This is a genomic window from Spirosoma profusum (genome assembly GCF_014699005.1).
Taxonomy (GTDB): Bacteria; Bacteroidota; Bacteroidia; order Cytophagales; family Spirosomataceae; genus Spirosoma; species Spirosoma profusum.
This window is the reverse complement of the sequence record NZ_JACWZY010000005.1, coordinates 267104-283174: the sequence shown is the minus strand read 5'-3', so window position 1 is coordinate 283174 and position 16071 is coordinate 267104. Positions and strand designations below refer to the sequence as shown.

General features: G+C 47.9%; 16 protein-coding genes. 11 read left to right on the top strand and 5 right to left on the bottom strand.

Annotated elements, in window-relative coordinates; all coding sequences use genetic code 11:
- Positions 1–67: 67 nt before the first annotated feature.
- Entirely contained in the window at positions 68–1054 is a 987-nt protein-coding gene (locus IC229_RS08845; protein WP_190886594.1) for a bile acid:sodium symporter family protein, read from the bottom strand.
- A 130-nt stretch (positions 1055–1184) separates the two neighbouring features.
- The gene (locus tag IC229_RS08840) at positions 1185–2111 is read right to left on the bottom strand and encodes a Ppx/GppA phosphatase family protein (protein ID WP_190886593.1); all 927 of its coding nucleotides are present in this window, start codon (positions 2109–2111) and stop codon (positions 1185–1187) included.
- A gap of 56 nt (positions 2112–2167) precedes the next feature.
- On the opposite strand from IC229_RS08840, the gene rpsU reads away from it, so the two are divergent.
- Complete coding sequence (rpsU, locus tag IC229_RS08835; RefSeq protein WP_012924721.1) at positions 2168–2365, top strand: 30S ribosomal protein S21; 198 nt, start codon at positions 2168–2170, stop codon at positions 2363–2365.
- Between the two features lie 283 nt (positions 2366–2648).
- On the top strand, positions 2649–3542 hold the full coding sequence (locus tag IC229_RS08830; RefSeq protein WP_190886592.1) for a tyrosine-type recombinase/integrase: 894 nt from the start codon (positions 2649–2651) through the stop codon (positions 3540–3542).
- Between the two features lie 56 nt (positions 3543–3598).
- On the opposite strand, the gene IC229_RS08825 is transcribed toward IC229_RS08830, so the two are convergent.
- Complete coding sequence (locus IC229_RS08825; RefSeq protein ID WP_190886591.1) at positions 3599–5407, bottom strand: SGNH/GDSL hydrolase family protein; 1809 nt, start codon at positions 5405–5407, stop codon at positions 3599–3601.
- A gap of 243 nt (positions 5408–5650) precedes the next feature.
- On the opposite strand from IC229_RS08825, the gene IC229_RS08820 reads away from it, so the two are divergent.
- A complete protein-coding gene (locus IC229_RS08820; RefSeq protein WP_190886590.1) occupies positions 5651–6325 on the top strand; it encodes an EboA domain-containing protein in 675 nt (224 codons plus the stop codon).
- A 97-nt stretch (positions 6326–6422) separates the two neighbouring features.
- On the opposite strand, the gene IC229_RS08815 is transcribed toward IC229_RS08820, so the two are convergent.
- Together IC229_RS08815 and IC229_RS08810 are read right to left on the bottom strand one after the other, a co-directional pair.
- The gene (locus IC229_RS08815) at positions 6423–7070 is read right to left on the bottom strand and encodes a porin family protein (protein WP_190886589.1); all 648 of its coding nucleotides are present in this window, start codon (positions 7068–7070) and stop codon (positions 6423–6425) included.
- Positions 7071–7076: 6 nt separating this feature from the next.
- On the bottom strand, positions 7077–7742 hold the full coding sequence (locus tag IC229_RS08810; RefSeq protein WP_190886588.1) for a DUF4136 domain-containing protein: 666 nt from the start codon (positions 7740–7742) through the stop codon (positions 7077–7079).
- A 166-nt stretch (positions 7743–7908) separates the two neighbouring features.
- Between IC229_RS08810 and IC229_RS08805 the strand changes: the two genes are divergently transcribed.
- The 8 genes from IC229_RS08805 (at position 7909) to IC229_RS08770 (ending at position 16005) form a co-directional block, all read left to right on the top strand.
- Positions 7909–8841, top strand: coding sequence for a TatD family hydrolase (locus tag IC229_RS08805; RefSeq protein WP_190886587.1), 933 nt, complete (start codon positions 7909–7911; stop codon positions 8839–8841).
- 95 nt (positions 8842–8936) lie between these two features.
- Positions 8937–9812, top strand: a complete 876-nt coding sequence (gene eboC / locus IC229_RS08800) for a UbiA-like protein EboC (RefSeq protein ID WP_190886586.1) — start codon at positions 8937–8939, stop codon at positions 9810–9812.
- Between the two features lie 271 nt (positions 9813–10083).
- Positions 10084–10866 carry a ParA family protein gene (locus tag IC229_RS08795; protein WP_190886585.1) on the top strand — a complete coding sequence of 261 codons (783 nt, stop codon included), beginning with the start codon at positions 10084–10086 and terminating at the stop codon, positions 10864–10866.
- A 105-nt stretch (positions 10867–10971) separates the two neighbouring features.
- Positions 10972–11892, top strand: a complete 921-nt coding sequence (locus IC229_RS08790; protein WP_190886584.1) for a ParB/RepB/Spo0J family partition protein — start codon at positions 10972–10974, stop codon at positions 11890–11892.
- Positions 11893–11960: 68 nt separating this feature from the next.
- A complete protein-coding gene (locus tag IC229_RS08785; protein ID WP_190886583.1) occupies positions 11961–12803 on the top strand; it encodes a DUF5683 domain-containing protein in 843 nt (280 codons plus the stop codon).
- Positions 12804–12868: 65 nt separating this feature from the next.
- Complete coding sequence (dapB, locus tag IC229_RS08780) at positions 12869–13609, top strand: 4-hydroxy-tetrahydrodipicolinate reductase (protein WP_190886582.1); 741 nt, start codon at positions 12869–12871, stop codon at positions 13607–13609.
- A gap of 127 nt (positions 13610–13736) precedes the next feature.
- On the top strand, positions 13737–14912 hold the full coding sequence (lepB, locus tag IC229_RS08775; RefSeq protein ID WP_190886581.1) for a signal peptidase I: 1176 nt from the start codon (positions 13737–13739) through the stop codon (positions 14910–14912).
- Positions 14913–15030: 118 nt separating this feature from the next.
- Positions 15031–16005, top strand: a complete 975-nt coding sequence (locus IC229_RS08770) for an N-acetylmuramoyl-L-alanine amidase family protein (protein WP_190886580.1) — start codon at positions 15031–15033, stop codon at positions 16003–16005.
- The last annotated feature ends 66 nt before the right edge of the window (positions 16006–16071 follow it).

Sequence of the window (16071 nt, the reverse complement as noted above, 5' to 3'; positions counted from 1 at the left end):
GTATATGCAACTTTTTTTAAAAGTTTTACTGATGTAGAGCCAACTTTGCAACCCTACAACTTTACAACTAAACAGTTTGGGGCGACGTACTGGGTTGGGAGACTTCTTTGGGTGGGCGCTGGCTCCAGTACGTTGCCAGCAGCGAGCCAGTGGTGTTCATGATGGGGCCAAAGAGGGCAGGGGCTAGTCCAACAGTGGCCACTTTGCCCATTTGTACCGCAATGCCCGATGCCAGGCCCCCATTTTGCAGACCTACTTCAATGGCTACCGTACGGCAGCTTTGTTCATCCATGCCAAACAACCGGGCCGACCAGTACCCGAGTGTGAAACCGGTGAGGTTATGAATCAATACGCAGAATGCTAGTGTCCAGCCAACGGTTAGCAAGCTATCGCGGCCGGCAGCGGTGATGATGGCCACAATCAGAACGATACCACCCATCGAAATCAGCGGCATAATTCGGTTAATGACCACCGCTGATTTATGAAAAATCCGGTTCAGTGCAAGGCCGACGATTACCGGCAGAATCACAATCTGAATGATTTCAAGCATCATTTTTGTAAATGAAATCTCGATAAACTGACCGGCCAGTAATTTCATCAGTGCGGGCATCAGAAACGGAGCCAGCAGAGTCGAAATTGTCGTTACAGTGATGGAGAGCGGTACGTTGGCTTTGGCAATGAAGCACATTACGTTCGAGGCCAGCCCACTCGGAGAACAGCCGATGAGTACTACGCCAGCTGCAATTTCGGGAGGGAAATTGAACGTATTGGCCAACGTATAGCCCAGCAGCGGCATAATGATGAAATGACATACAACGCCAACTAATACGGCTCGTGGCTGCTGAATAACACCTTCAAAATCTTTAATCGACATGGTAGTACCCATTCCCAGCATAATGATTTGCAGCAAGGGCACAATCAACTTTTTGAGCGGAAAATCACCGATTTGCGTGAACGGCCCCGGAAAAACGAGGGCAATGGTTACAGCGCCAATGATGAAAGCGGTATAAATCAGGTTATTGTACGAGGAACGGGCGTTAGTTTCGGCTTTCATCGCTACGTAATAAAAAAGTAGAATGCAGAATAATGAATAGACTAGCTTGAGTTTAGAAAGAATATAAGACGCAAAACTTACCTGTTCCTGCTACGTTGCTCAATCTGGGCCGACCTGCGGTTCATTACCATTATGCATTAAACGAAGCCAACACCCCTTCTTTCAATGAATACGTTGACGTTCTAATCTCCGAAATGTCGTACGCCTTTAATACGTAGTCAATCAGACAAAAAGCTACTACAATCATATCGACACGTAGCGAAATCATACCGGGAAGTTCCATCCGTTCGTCACGATTACGGGCGATGAGCAATTGATAAGATCGATAAAATTCGGCCATCGGCACTGTAAATGTTGTCTGATTGGGGTCGGGCAGGTGGCCGTGTTCGTGCATGAACCACATATCGGCCAACGTATCGAACGAACCCGACGATCCCACCAAAACTGTTGGCTGGTATTGGTGAATGGCGTTGGCAAGCGGCAACAACTGTTCCTGAAAATAAGTACGTAGTCGCTGAACGCTTCCCGAACTAATCGGATCGGTGGTCATAAATCGTTCGAGCAGCCGTTGACCGCCAATTTCAAAGCTCTGCTTCCAGAAAATCCGATTTTGGTTTCCTAGAATAAACTCAACGCTTCCTCCGCCAATATCCATAACCAGCGACGTAGCATCATCAAGCGCACCAGCCGCGCGAATCCCCCGATAAATGTAATCGGCTTCCAGATCGCCCGAAATTACCTGAATCCGGATACCCGTCGCTTCCCAAACGCGCTCGATAAATTCAGCCTGATTTTTCGCCACTCGAATCGCACTGGTACCAATGGCCGTTACGTGTTCGGGTGCTACGTTGTGCTGGTCGAGTATGCTCCGGAAATACGTCAGTACGTTCAGCGCCCGACCTATGGCTTCTTCGGTAATAATTCCCTGATTTATACCGGCCATTCCGATCTTGGCTGGTCTACTTTCGCGAAACAATGTAGTGACTGCCGAGCCATTTTTTTCGGCGATAAATAAGTGGAAGGTATTGGTGCCTAAATCAATAATAGCTTGTTTCATAGTCGCAAAGCTATTATCTTTGCCGTCCAGTTTTAGCTAAAACACAATATTAAAACATGCTTATCATTAACGTAAAGGACAACGAGTCGATTGACAAGGCCCTCAAACGCTTCAAAAAGAAGTTTGAGAAAACGGGCGTGTTACGGCAGTTGCGGTCGCGGACGGCTTTTCAAAAACCGTCGGTAAAGCGTCGCACCGAGATTATCAAAGCAGCCTACAAAGAAAGAATGTACGGCAATCACACCGAGCAATAGACCGGTTGTGAGCGGAGTTTGGCCGCGTTGAATGCGCAGTCAGCGACGACCAACTCTTCAACAGAACGCAGAGCAGCAAGCAGGGATGTTTGCTGCTTTTTTTGTTGGAACTGGAATGTCTGAACCGGGATTTAGCAGATTCATGGATTTTCTGGATTTTGGACCGGGATTTAGCAGATTTAAGGATTAAAACAGATTTTGTTTTCTCTGCTTTAAAGCTATTATTTTGAAATTGACCAAGCAAAATCCAGAAAATCCCTAAATCTGCTAAATCCCGGTTCAGATGAGTTCAGACTTCCTCCAATACATCCGCTTCGAAAAACGGCTGAGCCATCATACGCTGACGGCTTATACCAAAGACCTGGAGCAATTCAGTACGTTTCTGGCGACGGAGTGCAACATCGACCAGCCCGAAAAAGCTGATTTTCGGCACATTCGGTCGTGGATTGTGAGTCTGGTGGAGGGCGAAATGGATAAATCGTCGGTGAATCGCAAGATTGCTACGTTACGAAGCTTTTATGGATTTCTGCTACGTCGGAAAGTGATTGACATTGATCCGATGATGAAAATTCAGGCGTTGAAAGCCAGCCGAAAACTGCCGGTTTACGTGGAAGAAAAACCCATGGAAACCCTGCTGACAGACATTGATTTTCCGGATACGTTTGCTGGAATTCGTGATAAGCTGGTGCTCGAATTACTTTATGGGACCGGCATCCGGTTGAGTGAATTAATTGGTCTGAAAATGGCCGACGTTAACCTGTACAATAAAACGATTACTGTATTGGGCAAACGAAACAAACATCGGATTGTGCCGCTGACACAGCCTCTTTTTGAGCTGATTCAGCAGTATACTCAACTGAAAGAAACAGAGTTTTCCGGGCAGGCCGATAATAGTGTTCTGATTGTGAGCGACAAAGGCGTTGCGGCCTACCCAGTGCTGATTCAACGTATCGTAAAACGCCATCTGGAGCTAATCACTACTCTCGAAAAGAAAAGTCCGCACGTGCTACGTCACAGCTTCGCCACGCACTTGCTCAACCGCGGAGCCGATCTGAACGCCATCAAGGATTTACTTGGTCACAGTAGTCTGGCTGCTACCCAGATTTACACGCATACCAGCCTGGAACAATTGAAAAAGACCTACGATCAGGCGCATCCAAAGGCGAAGAAAGAATAAAGCAGTTGATACGTAGCATGAGTGAAAGCCGCATTACTACGTTGTGCGAAATTCTCCTATTTCTTCCGTTTGGAGTCTGCTTCAACTGGCTTTAAGTAAGGCTGAAGTTTGGTCAGTAATTGTCGGTAACCTTCGGCGTTTGGGTGGAGCCCGTCGCTAAACATCGATTCGTCTATTTTTCCATCCGATTTTAAAAAAACCGTTCCGGGCTGGATGAACGTAACGTTTAACTCGCCGGCAGCCTGGGCGATACGTTGATTTAACTGGGCAATTCGCGCTTCTTCATTACGTCGGGGTAAAATGCCAATCAGCAGAATGTCGGCGTTGGGCTGGCGGGTTTGTATGGCACGTACCAGAAACGACAGGCCGTTACTGATTTCGGCATCGGAATTAAGTTGGAGGTTGTTGGTGCCAATCATCAGCGCAATCTGAATTGCCTGATAACCATCGAGTTCGCCGTGGTAAACGCGCCACAATACGTTTTCGATACGGTCCCAGCCGTAGCCCAGATTCAGTACGTCCAACGGCTTCATAACGGCATCCCAACTATCAGCACCACGTAGTGTCGCTCCCGTCGATTCGCCACCCCAGAAATGTGTGATTGAGTTTCCGATGAACAGAATTCGGGGTGGTTTACTCTGTACGCGAGCCATAATTTCGCGGTGGCGCGTTTCCCAGTCGTACACACGTGCATCACGATATTGTGTGCGCGGTTTCAAGGTTACTACGTCGCCGATGGGTTCGTTCAGGATTTTGCGAATGCTACGTTCGTAGGCGTCGGCGTATTCCTGCATGCCCAGATCGGTAGGATGTGTGCCATCAACCGTCGCGTCGGTATCCATATTAATGGCCGAATAAGGTAGAATGTACAGATTTTTGATGCCTTCGCCTTTCAATTGTGCAAAAGCCTGTTCCATCACTACGTTGGCATCGTTGTATTGCTGCCGCCGGATTGTATTCGTACCCCCGTCGCTATAGCCAGCATGTTCGACCAGTAAAATTGGTGTATCGGGTTTACGCTGACGTAGCGTTTTCACCGACGTAGTGATCTTTTCTTTCAACTCGTCGGGCTTTGTTCCGGCCGCTGCCACGAGGTTTGGTAGGCAATCCAGTACGTATATATTGGCGTCGATATCGGGTAAAATGTCAATAATTTCCTTTTCGAGACGGCCATTACCGGAGAACGCGAGATTAATTACTGGTCGATCGAGCTTACGACCTAGAATTGCAGGCCAGGCCATACCGGGTCGTGAGGCACAGGCGCCCTGAGCAATTGATGTACCGTAAACCACAATCGGTTTTTCGATACGAACGGGTAGGGGTGTTAACGTAACGCTGGTCGGTACGCCGATTTCGAGCCATTTAACGGAGTTGTAGAGTGGTAGATACAAGCGATATTCACGCCCTTTCTGGTGATACGTATCGTTGGGTTCGAGGCCGGTAAACTTGTATTGAATAGTATCGCCAAATGTATATTTTCCAGCACACCAAAGCGCATCGCCATCACTGTTGACGGCGTATAAATCGACACCACTGACACCGGTAGCGGGCATGTGAGGAAGTTCTTTTTTGCCGGTAACTACGTAGCGAACAACAACTTGATCGGTGCTGGCTCGGAAACGTATCAATAAGCCAGCTGCGTTATGCGATAGATTCCAGACGGGTGTCCGAACGCTTTTTTCGACCTTTGCTGGAAGCCGGTCGTAGGGATTCTGTAGCGCGCTGGCTGGCCATCCCTGCCCTTCTATTACCGGAAAACTACTCTGAATCGGGTTCCACCAGGTATACTCGGTAGTGGCTTGAGCGAACGTAGCATAGGGCAATAAACCGATAACCGCGAACGTAACAAGAAGCAGTTTTTTCATAGTCAAAAACAAACGTAGCGTTTGATTGAAATCTATTTTAAATTGATTAAATGAGTGCTTTTGTCATTCTGAGGAACGAGGAATCTTAAAACATCCTTACCTGAGTGTCAGGAGAATTTAAGATTCCTCGTTCCTCAGAATGACAAAAATCGCAATCTCAATTAGATTCTAAAGGTGAGTATGGCAGGCACCTAATGTGTTTTTGAAAAGAAGAGTAATGATTCCTTCAGGTACCTTTGCACCATGAATATCTCTCAGATGAGCCAAACGCTGTTCTACCTTATTGAACAGCAACCTGATTCCGAAAAAGCGGTCGATTATCTGCGTCAGCAAGCCGCTACGTTCCAGGCGAATCCGCAGACGTCGCAGTTTTACCGCGTTTTTACCGCCATTCCTCGTTATGTCGGAAAACATCCTGTCGACGTAGCACCGGACATGGCATTTGCTCTTGAGCGACAACGCCCCCGCTTTACGGCCGAAGGCTGGACGCTTGACCGATTGGCTCGCGTCTGGTGGCTTTTGCAACTTCCGGCCGATGATGAGACAACTTACGTAAAGACGATCAGCCAACTTTTCAAAGCTGCCGAACTCAACGAATTGGTCGCGCTTTACTCCGCACTGCCGGTATTGGCCTTTCCAGAAAGCTGGCGATTCCAGGCGACGGAGGGGATTCGGAATAACATCGCTGATGTGCAGTCGGCCATTATGCTACACAACCCCTACGCGATGGATTATTTCGATGAAGCGGCCTGGAATCAGATGATTTTGAAAGCGTTTTTTACTGATAAGGACGTAACGCAGATTACCGGTCTGCATGAACGCAAAAACGACCGACTGGCTCATACGCTGGCCGATTATGCCGCTGAACGTAGAGCCGCCGGCCGTAGCCTGCCACCGAATATTGAATTGCTGACGTAGCGTTTTAATTAGTAATGTAGGTCGTGTATCTTACCCCTAAATTCCCCTTCAGGGAATTTAGGGGTATATGAGCCTTAATTGAAGTAACTTCACTACGTTAATACCAACGATAACAAATGCCGACCGATAGCATTAGTGCCGGTGCGCTGTTTTTCAGCAAGTCATAGTTGAAAAATACGTTCTGATACTGGGCCTGTATTTCAGCTCCCAGACCCCGTTCGCGACCACTATAAAACTTTAGTCCAATGGCTGGTGCGATGGCTCCTTTAAAACCGGTTTGCTGGTCGGCGAGCGGCCCGTAGTAATTGGTGTAATCCACAAAAGCTCCTCCGCCGGCCATTTGAATATAAGGTCGAATCGCAGCTGCATTATCCGCGAAATAATACGATAAAGAAGCCATCGCCGGAATAATCGTGAGCGTACGGGTCTGCACGGCAGAAATAGACTGATCTTCATACTGATAGACCTGCCGACCAATACGTTGCTGCGAATACTGATAACCTGATTTCAGACCAAGCGAAAATCGCTGCGGAAACAACCATTCACCATCGAGGGCGAAATTGGTAGGAGATAGCTTGTTGATGTATCCCTTCTGTCCACCCATTGGAGCAACGACTCCGTAACGGGCTGATATATTGAACGTTACGTATCGGTCGTACATCGACGATTCGTAGTCGGTTCTGTTTTGTGCCCGGCCTACTGTTGTCAGGCTCACCAGGGCAATTAATGCAATAAGGCGTTTCATGACGAATTAGCGGGTTACTTGTAAATAAGGTGATTGACTGAAAATAGCCGACGTAGCAGCATCAACCGACTGCGTATCAATAATGTCGGCACCACGAATAGTGGCATCGTAAACGACGGATAGCTGTTGCTGCTGTCCTGCGCTGGTAGTCGGGCTATTCTTTAAGTCGACAATCTGAATTTCCCAGTAACGATCTGTGACTTCGTAGGTGTAATAGCTGGGAGAATACGGCGAATAGCCATAACCGCCCAAACCTCCATATCCCCAATAATTCGAATAATAAGAATAGGGGTTCGACGCAACGCCGGTATACTGATTATTAACCAGAATAACCGCTACGCCCAAATCGGCCTTTTGACCTCTATCGACCCGTTGAAATCCTCGGGAAGTCAGTGCGTTCGCTACGTTACTCACGAAGCGATCTGAGATAGAATTCTTCGCTGTTGCATAGCTATTGTTCGACTCAATGATAACTGAATCGGGTAAACTGAACGTTTTGTACTGCCCGAAGTTAATCGAACGGTCGTAGTTGGTAATATAAACCGGGCTATCTGCTGGACTCAAATCACTGATAGCGTTGTCGCGGCAGGCTGTCAGAGCCCCGCCTACAGTCAGGAGTAGTAATACCCATAGGCTTCCTTTTCCTGACCACTGTTGTTGAAGCATTTTCATGAGTGAATTTGTTGTATACTACTTATAGAACGAACGGATGAGGCCGAAGTTTGAAAAATGAAGCTTAAAATCATGTGAAAAAATGACCTGTCGGGCCCAAAATTTTTAAGAACTTTGTTACGTCTATCAACGGAATAATTATTCCGTTAACTTTTTAGCAGCGCGTATGGATTTTATGGATTCAATTCGGGGCATGTCGTTTTTCGATATGCACGTCCACATGACCTCCCGAACTACTGACGATTATCAGGCGATGGCCGATGCCGGCGTAGTAGCTATGATTGAACCAGCTTTCTGGCTGGGCCAGCCACGTACCGGCGTCGACTCATTTCGGGATTATTTCGCCAGTCTGGTGGGCTGGGAGCGGTTTCGGGCATCGCAGTTCGGTATTCGGCATTATTGCACCATTGGCTTAAACTCCAAGGAAGCTAATCAGCTAGAATTGGCCGAACAGGTTATGGAAATCCTGCCGCTTTTCATCTATAAGGAAGGCGTAGTAGGCGTGGGTGAAATCGGCTTTGACGATCAGACGCCCGCCGAAGACAAATATTACCGCGCCCAACTCGAACTGGCCAAAGAAGCCAATCTGCCTGTGCAGATTCATACCCCCCACCGCGATAAAAAGCAGGGAACGACACGTAGCATGGACATCGCCATCGAACATGGCATCGACCCCGGCATGGTGATTGTCGATCACAATAATGAGGAAACGGTTAAGGAAGTGCTCGACCGGGGCTTCTGGGCTGGTTTTACGATTTATCCGTTCACCAAAATGGGTAACGAACGTATGGTCGACATTGTGAAGCAATACGGTCCGGAACGTATCATGATCAATTCAGCCGCCGACTGGGGAATCAGTGACCCATTGGCCGTGCCTAAAACGGCAGCGCTGATGAAGCAGCGCGGCATTTCGGACGAATCAATACGTCTCGTTACGTTCACCAACGCCGTTACCGCCTTCGCGCAAAGCGGACAACTTAGTCTTGAAGAACTCACCCAACCCTTAAACATCGACCAGAGCAAACGTTACAATGGTAGCTCGGTGCTACGTGGTGGCCAAGCGCCACGGGTTGATAAGGAATCAACGATAATTAAATAAAGAGCGAAAAAGTGAATGAGTGAAAGAGTGCTGTTCCAGTAGTCAGGTTGGCGTATAAACTTTCGCTCTTTCACTCTTTCGCTCTTTCGCTCTTTATGCTAAAACCTCTTCTTTCCCTCACACGTCCGGCGAATCTGGTTACGGCGATTGCTGACGTACTGGCGGGGATGGCAATTGCCGGTTATTTTCTGGATATGAATCCCCCTCCGGCCCCAGTAGGTTGGCTTTGCTTGGCAACGGTTGGGTTGTATGGCGGTGGTATTGTTTTTAACGATGTATTTGATGCTGAATTAGACGCCATCGAGCGCCCCGAACGCCCGATTCCCAGTGGCGTAGTACATAAAAGTACGGCTGTGGCGTTAGGACTATTTCTACTCGCTGTAGGAATTGCCTGCTCGTTTCTGGTGAATCAGACAGCAGGTTTTCTGGCGATTGGCATTGCTATAGCCTCACTCGTTTACGATCGATTTGGCAAGCACCATAATCTGCTGGGGCCGCTGAATATGGGACTGTGTCGTGGCCTGAACTTACTCCTTGGTGTGAGTATTCTACCTGATCAGGTAATGCCCTGGGCCTGGGTTGGCCTGATTCCGATTGTATACATTGCCGCCATCACTATGATTAGTCGGGGCGAAGTGCACGGAGGACGTTCTACTACGTTGCAATTTGCGGGGTTGCTTTACGCGCTGGTCATTGGATGCGTAGCGGCTCTGGCTCAACGGCAGCATCAGTTGGGAACGGCTCTGCCTTTTCTGGCACTATTTGGCTATTATATTTTCCCTCCGCTCTGGCGGGCCGTCAAAGAACCCGTTGGACGTAACATTGGTATAGCGGTGAAGGCGGGCGTTTTGTCGCTGATTGTGATGAATGCGGCCTGGGTAGCTGCTTTTGCTTCATTTCCACTGGCTCTTCTGGTGTTTTGTCTTCTGCCTTTATCTCGGCTGCTGGCAAAACTGTTTGCCGTTACGTAAGAGGGCGTTCTGCATGATCTGTATGCCATTACTCAGAGTAATGGCATACAGATCATGCAGAACGCCCTCTTACGTTTGTGCTCCGGTTTGGTACGTTAGTTGCTTTACGTAGTTGGGCGGTTTCCGGAAATCTATTTAAACAAATCTTTATGACTCAGCCGACTGGCTCAATTGGGGCAGAGGGTTCATTTATATTTGTGAAACATTCCGTGGAACATTCTTGGATTCGTGGAAACATTCCGGCATATTTGAAACTGCAACGTACAGACCCATGGGTAAAGTGATTGCTATCGCCAACCAAAAAGGTGGCGTCGGTAAAACTACGACAACGATCAATTTAGCAGCCAGTTTGGCCGCTCTCGAATTTCAGACGCTCATTGTTGATGCAGATCCGCAGGCGAATTCCACCTCGGGTCTGGGTTACAATCCTAAAGAAATCGAAAACAGCATTTACGAATGTATGGTAGAAGGCGTACGTCCGCACGATGCCATTATTCAGACGGATTTTCCGAATCTTGATTTATTGCCCTCACACATTGATCTGGTTGGGGCCGAAATTGAGATGATTAACCTCCAGAATCGGGAGGACAAGATGAAAAGCACACTCGACGGATTGCGCGAAGAATACGACTTCATCATCATCGACTGTTCGCCCTCGTTAGGCCTGATTACCATCAATAGCCTGACGGCTGCGGATTCGGTTATCATTCCGGTACAGTGTGAGTATTTCGCTCTCGAAGGGTTGGGTAAACTGCTGAATACCATCAAAATTATTCAGTCGCGGCTCAATACGCACCTGGCCATTGAGGGGATATTGCTTACCATGTATGATCTGCGCGTTCGGTTGTCGAATCAGGTTGTGAGTGAAGTAACGACCCATTTTCAACAGATGGTTTTCAATACCATCATCCCGCGTAATATCAGGCTGAGTGAATCGCCCAGCTTTGGCGTACCCGCGCTGGCGCAGGACGCCGATAGCAAAGGAGCTGTTAGCTACCTCAATCTAGCCCGTGAAATTCTGATTAAGAACGGCATGATGCCGCAGGAAGCTTAAAACGTGTATGATGTATGAGGTATAATCGGGGCCGCCCGTGCGGTATAATTGCCGCCGAGTGGTTGTACATCATATATCCTACATCCTATATCATACATCTTTACCATGGATAACGCAAAAGCACCGAGTAAGAAGATGATAGGACTGGGCCGAGGGCTAGGTGCCTTGCTGCACGATAACGAATCGGTCAGCCGGCAGTCGAAACCCTCTCCATATGAGTCGATTAGTACGATGACGGAAATTGGTTTGTCGCAAATAGAAGCAAACCCGTTTCAGCCCCGTACGCGTTTCGACGAGGAAGCTCTTCAGGAACTTGCCGACTCCATCCGAACACAAGGTATCATTCAGCCTATTACGGTACGTCAGTTAGGTAAAGAGCGTTATCAGTTAATTGCGGGTGAACGTCGTTTGCAGGCGTCGAAAATTGCCGGTCTGACGCATATTCCTGCTTACGTACGTACCGCCAACGACCAGCAGATGCTGGAAATGGCGCTGATCGAGAACATTCAGCGCGAAAACCTAAACGCCATCGAAATTGCTCTCAGCTACCAGCGGCTCATTACCGAGTGTAGCTTGAAACAGGAAGAACTGGGCGAGCGCGTTGGAAAGAACCGTACCACCGTTAACAACTACATCCGCCTGCTGAAACTGCCGCCTGTGATTCAGGCGTCTCTACGTGACAACAAGATTTCGATGGGTCATGCTCGTGCCATCATCAACATTGAAAATCCTGATACTCAGATTCGGCTTTTCAATAAAGTAGTGGATGAAGAATGGTCTGTGCGGAAAGTTGAGGAAGCGGTTCGAAATCTTTCTGACGACGCACAGGATCTAACGATGACGACCTCCCGTCGTGTTACGTTGCCGAAACAGGAAATGCGCAGCCTTCAATTTAAATTATCATCCTTGTTCGGTACGCGCGTTTCCATTAAAGCCGACGAAAAACACAAGGGCGAAATCAAAATTCCGTTTACCTCGCAGGAAGAATTGACTAAAATTCTGGAGGTACTGAACTCCCAGGCATAACCGTGTTAAATTACCTTAAAAGGGTGGATAACCGGGGCAAAGCCTGGATGTTCGGGCGTTGTTTATGCATGAACCCAATTTTGAGATTTCTGGGAGCACTGCTGCTGGTTGTTACGTCGGTTAACTCGCTGATGGCGCAAAACCCGATTTTGGTACCAGCTCCCACACCAGCCCCCATCGATTCGACCCGACTGATACGTTCGATTTCTGATACGTTGCCCGCCGTGATACGTCGGAACGGGATAATGGTACCAACTGAACCAGCTGGTATTCGAACGGCCGTCGTTCCCGGCGATTCGACTTCGCTGGATCATCCTGATACAAGTCGGGTTGCAAAAAAAGTAAGCAAGCATAAGATTATCCCGAAACAGGCTACCATTCGCTCGTTGATTTTGCCGGGAATGGGGCAGGCTTATAATCGTCAGTATTACAAAATACCCTTCATTTACGCTGGTTTTGGCGTAATGGGTTATTTGTTTTTTAAATACAATGGACTGGCTAACGAGGCCGCCAATGGATACCGGCAATTGTTGTTCGCTCCAGTACTACAAGCGGCTCAATCTGTAAGTTTAGCGGCTGGTACGATACCTGCAAACCTGATTGGAAACAATACGTTTACTATTCCACCTGTTTATGGTGCCAAGCCAGAATCAGTGACTATCAGCGGTTTTAAAGTGTATTCGGTGGCTACGGCTAAAAATGCCTATGATACGTACCGTCGTTATCGCGATTTGAATGTAATTCTGTCGGTCGTGCTTTATGCACTGAATGCAGTGGAAGCTAACGTAGCGGCCCACCTGAAAACTTTCGATTTATCGGACGATATTTCAATGCGCATCGAACCTAACGTACTGCCCATTCCTGGAACAGGGCCAGTACCGGGGGTAAGAATTGCATTAACTTTTAAATGAAACGATGTATGATGTAGGATATAAGATCTATACCCACATACATCATATATTACCACTGCTTGCTTATGAATATTCTTCTTCTTGGCTACGGTAAAATGGGTAAAACCATCGAGCAAATTGCGCTTGAGCGGGGGCACCAGATTGCCGGACGTATTGATGTGAACAATCAGACGGATTTAGCCAACCTCGAACCTGACGATGTGGATGTCGTCATTGAATTCAGTTCGCCTGAATCGGCAGTTACGAACATTAAATACTGTCTGGAACGTAGCTGGCCTATAGTTTGTGGTACGACCGGCTGGCTAGGCCACCGTACCGAAATTGAGCAGCTTTGTGAGGAGCGAAAAGGCGCTTTTTTCTACGCATCGAACTACAGCATCGGCGTCAATCTGTTTTTTCGCCTGAACAAAGTGCTGGCCAAGTTCATGCGCGATTACCCATCGTACCACGTATCGATGACCGAAATTCACCATACCGAAAAGAAAGACGCGCCCAGCGGAACAGCCATTACGTTGGCGGAAGGTGTTATGGAGCATCTGCCAAACAAACGTCGTTGGGTGACCAATGAAGCAGGAAATGAGCCGGTTGAGGTCAGTGATGACGCCATCGAAATTGAAGCGCTACGGGAAGGAGCTGTGCCGGGTATTCACACGGTACGTTACGAATCGGATGTTGACCGAATTGAGATCAAGCACGTAGCAAATAGCCGGCAGGGATTTGCGCTCGGAGCCGTGATTGCTGCCGAGTGGCTTGCTGGTCGTCAGGGTGTATTTGGTATGGATGACCTGCTGGGAAGTGGCGAATGATGAATTATGAATGATAAGTGGGTCAATAAAACCGCTACATCTTCGTAATTTCGTATTTTATTAGGCAGAATTCAGTGCTTCGGCATCTTGTTCATAAATTATCGTTCATAATTCATCATTAATCCACGTGTCTGAAGTAAAAACCAAAGCCGAAGAAAGGTCGTCGGCCAAGCCTAAGAAGTCGCCCCTTCGCGAGTGGTTCGATTCGATTCTGTTTGCCGTAGTGGCTGCTACGCTCATCCGGTGGCTGTTCATGGAAGCGTTCACCATTCCAACGCCTTCGATGGAAAACAGCCTGATGGTGGGCGATTTTCTGTTTGTGAGCAAACTGCACTACGGCACGCGTACACCGCGCACACCTTTGCAGGTACCGCTCACGCACCAGAAAATCTGGGGTACCGATATTCCATCTTACAGCACGGCCATTCAGTTGCCATCGTACCGCCTTCCTGGTTTTACACATGTGAAAAATGGCGACGTAGTGGTTTTCAACGTACCGCCTAAGTACCTGAACGACAACATCGATTACCCGGTCGATCTGAAAACCAACTATATTAAACGGTGCGTTGGCATTCCGGGCGACGTATTGGAAGTTCGTCAGCGCGAAGTGATTGTAAATGGAAAACCGTTTGCAAAACCAGCTCGTTCAGAGCAGAAATATTTCGTGAAAACAACCGAAATTTTGGATGCTACGTTCTTCCGCAAATACGAAATCGTCAACGATTACCGCGATCCGAATCAGCCAACTGAAAACTGGAAACCGCTCGAAGAATACAACGATTCGACGAAAACCTCGAAACTGGTTGGGTATAGCGTAAATACGACAGAAGCCGTTATTGCTCAATTCAAAGGGTTCGACTGGGTAAAAGGCATCGAACCCATGACCGACAAGCCTGGTGAGATGATGCCGTCGGTCTATGGTACGCCAACGTTTAAATGGAATCACGATAATTTTGGCCCTATCACGATTCCGAAAAAAGGGGCGACCATTCAAATCAATCCGCAGACAATTGCAATCTACGGTCCGGTGATTGAGCTCTATGAAGGCAACGAAAAAGTAGAACTGACGCCGAACGCCGTTAAAATTGGTGGGCAGCCAGTTACGGTATATACCTTCAAACAGGATTACTATTTCATGATGGGCGATAACCGCGATAACTCGCTGGATTCGCGTTTCTGGGGCTTTGTGCCTGAAGATCACATCGTGGGGAAAGCGGTATTTGTCTGGATGTCGATTGATCCAAACCCGGCCAATATCTGGAATAAAATCCGCTGGAATCGACTGTTCAGAACGATTGACTAACAAACCTGAATAGACAATATAGCCCCCAAATTTGTGCCGTTGGTCGCAAGTTTGGGGGTTTTCATTACGTAATTTTATTGGCTGTCCAGCCGTTTTAAGCGTGTATCCGAAGATGTGTATGGCTAGGAATAACGTAATAGAGTTCTTGCGGGAACGGCTTATAAGTCGTTACGTTGGCTTGCTGTTTGGCCTGACTCTGCTTTTGATTTCCGGGGAAGAATGTCAGGTAATTGCCCGCGGGAAAGAGAAAATTATTTCCACAATCAAAAAACCAGGTAAGAAACGTATCAATAATGTATCCCGTAAGACGAAGGCGACAATCCCGAACGTAGCAAATGCGAAGAAAGACGTTTTAACCGTTTCAGTGCCGTTATTCGGAAAAAAATATACTCGTGTTACGCTCAAAGACAGATCGTTACGTGGTGCGGTTTATTATCTGGCTTCTGGCCACGGTGGCCCTGACCCTGGCGCTATCGGTTATTATGGAAAACAACCATTGGCCGAAGATGAATACGCCTACGACGTAACGATTCGGCTTGCCCGCGCGCTGATGGAACATGGAGCAGCCGTGTACATGATGGTACGTGATCCGAACGATGGCATACGAGATGATAAAATTCTGAAGATGGATCATGATGAGGTCGCTTACGGAGATCAGACTATTCCGCTGGATCAGGTTAAGCGTCTACGCCAGTGTACCGACGCCGTTAATCGACTACACAGCAGGCTCAAAGCTAAATATCAGCGGCTGGTAACCATTCACGTTGATAGTCGGAGCCAGGGAGAGAAAATCGATGTCTTTTTCTATCACCACGAGAATAGCAAACCGGGCAAACGTCTGGCAAAACATATTCACAAGAGTTTTAAATCAGGCTATAAACGCAGCCAGCCGGGGCGTGATTATTCGGGAACCGTGTCGGACAGGAGCAGTCTATACGTAGTGAAAAATAGCCATCCGCCCACCGTTTTTATTGAACTGGGAAATATTCAAAACGACAAGGACCAACGGCGCTTCCTGATAGCTGATAATCGACAAGCCCTGGCCAACTGGATTTGCGCCGGGTTGCAAACGGATTTGAAGCGTGCGAGATAATGTACCATCCCAACCCCCTCCTGTTTTAGGAGGGGGTTGGGATGGTCAAAACATGCTATTGAAAAA

Bases quoted from the DNA above. Each gene is read 5' to 3' on its own strand.
- IC229_RS08830 (WP_190886592.1), top strand. From the start codon at position 2,649: ATGAGTTCAGACTTCCTCCAATACATCCGCTTCGAAAAACGGCTGAGC.
- IC229_RS08820 (WP_190886590.1), top strand. From the start codon at position 5,651: ATGAATATCTCTCAGATGAGCCAAACGCTGTTCTACCTTATTGAACAG.
- IC229_RS08805 (WP_190886587.1), top strand. From the start codon at position 7,909: ATGGATTTTATGGATTCAATTCGGGGCATGTCGTTTTTCGATATGCAC.
- IC229_RS08815 (WP_190886589.1), bottom strand. From the start codon at position 7,070: ATGAAACGCCTTATTGCATTAATTGCCCTGGTGAGCCTGACAACAGTA.
- IC229_RS08825 (WP_190886591.1), bottom strand. From the start codon at position 5,407: ATGAAAAAACTGCTTCTTGTTACGTTCGCGGTTATCGGTTTATTGCCC.
- IC229_RS08770 (WP_190886580.1), top strand. From the start codon at position 15,031: ATGGCTAGGAATAACGTAATAGAGTTCTTGCGGGAACGGCTTATAAGT.
- IC229_RS08845 (WP_190886594.1), bottom strand. From the start codon at position 1,054: ATGAAAGCCGAAACTAACGCCCGTTCCTCGTACAATAACCTGATTTAT.
- IC229_RS08840 (WP_190886593.1), bottom strand. From the start codon at position 2,111: ATGAAACAAGCTATTATTGATTTAGGCACCAATACCTTCCACTTATTT.
- eboC (WP_190886586.1), top strand. From the start codon at position 8,937: ATGCTAAAACCTCTTCTTTCCCTCACACGTCCGGCGAATCTGGTTACG.
- IC229_RS08785 (WP_190886583.1), top strand. From the start codon at position 11,961: ATGAACCCAATTTTGAGATTTCTGGGAGCACTGCTGCTGGTTGTTACG.
- rpsU (WP_012924721.1), top strand. From the start codon at position 2,168: ATGCTTATCATTAACGTAAAGGACAACGAGTCGATTGACAAGGCCCTC.
- dapB (WP_190886582.1), top strand. From the start codon at position 12,869: ATGAATATTCTTCTTCTTGGCTACGGTAAAATGGGTAAAACCATCGAG.
- IC229_RS08795 (WP_190886585.1), top strand. From the start codon at position 10,084: ATGGGTAAAGTGATTGCTATCGCCAACCAAAAAGGTGGCGTCGGTAAA.
- IC229_RS08810 (WP_190886588.1), bottom strand. From the start codon at position 7,742: ATGAAAATGCTTCAACAACAGTGGTCAGGAAAAGGAAGCCTATGGGTA.
- IC229_RS08790 (WP_190886584.1), top strand. From the start codon at position 10,972: ATGGATAACGCAAAAGCACCGAGTAAGAAGATGATAGGACTGGGCCGA.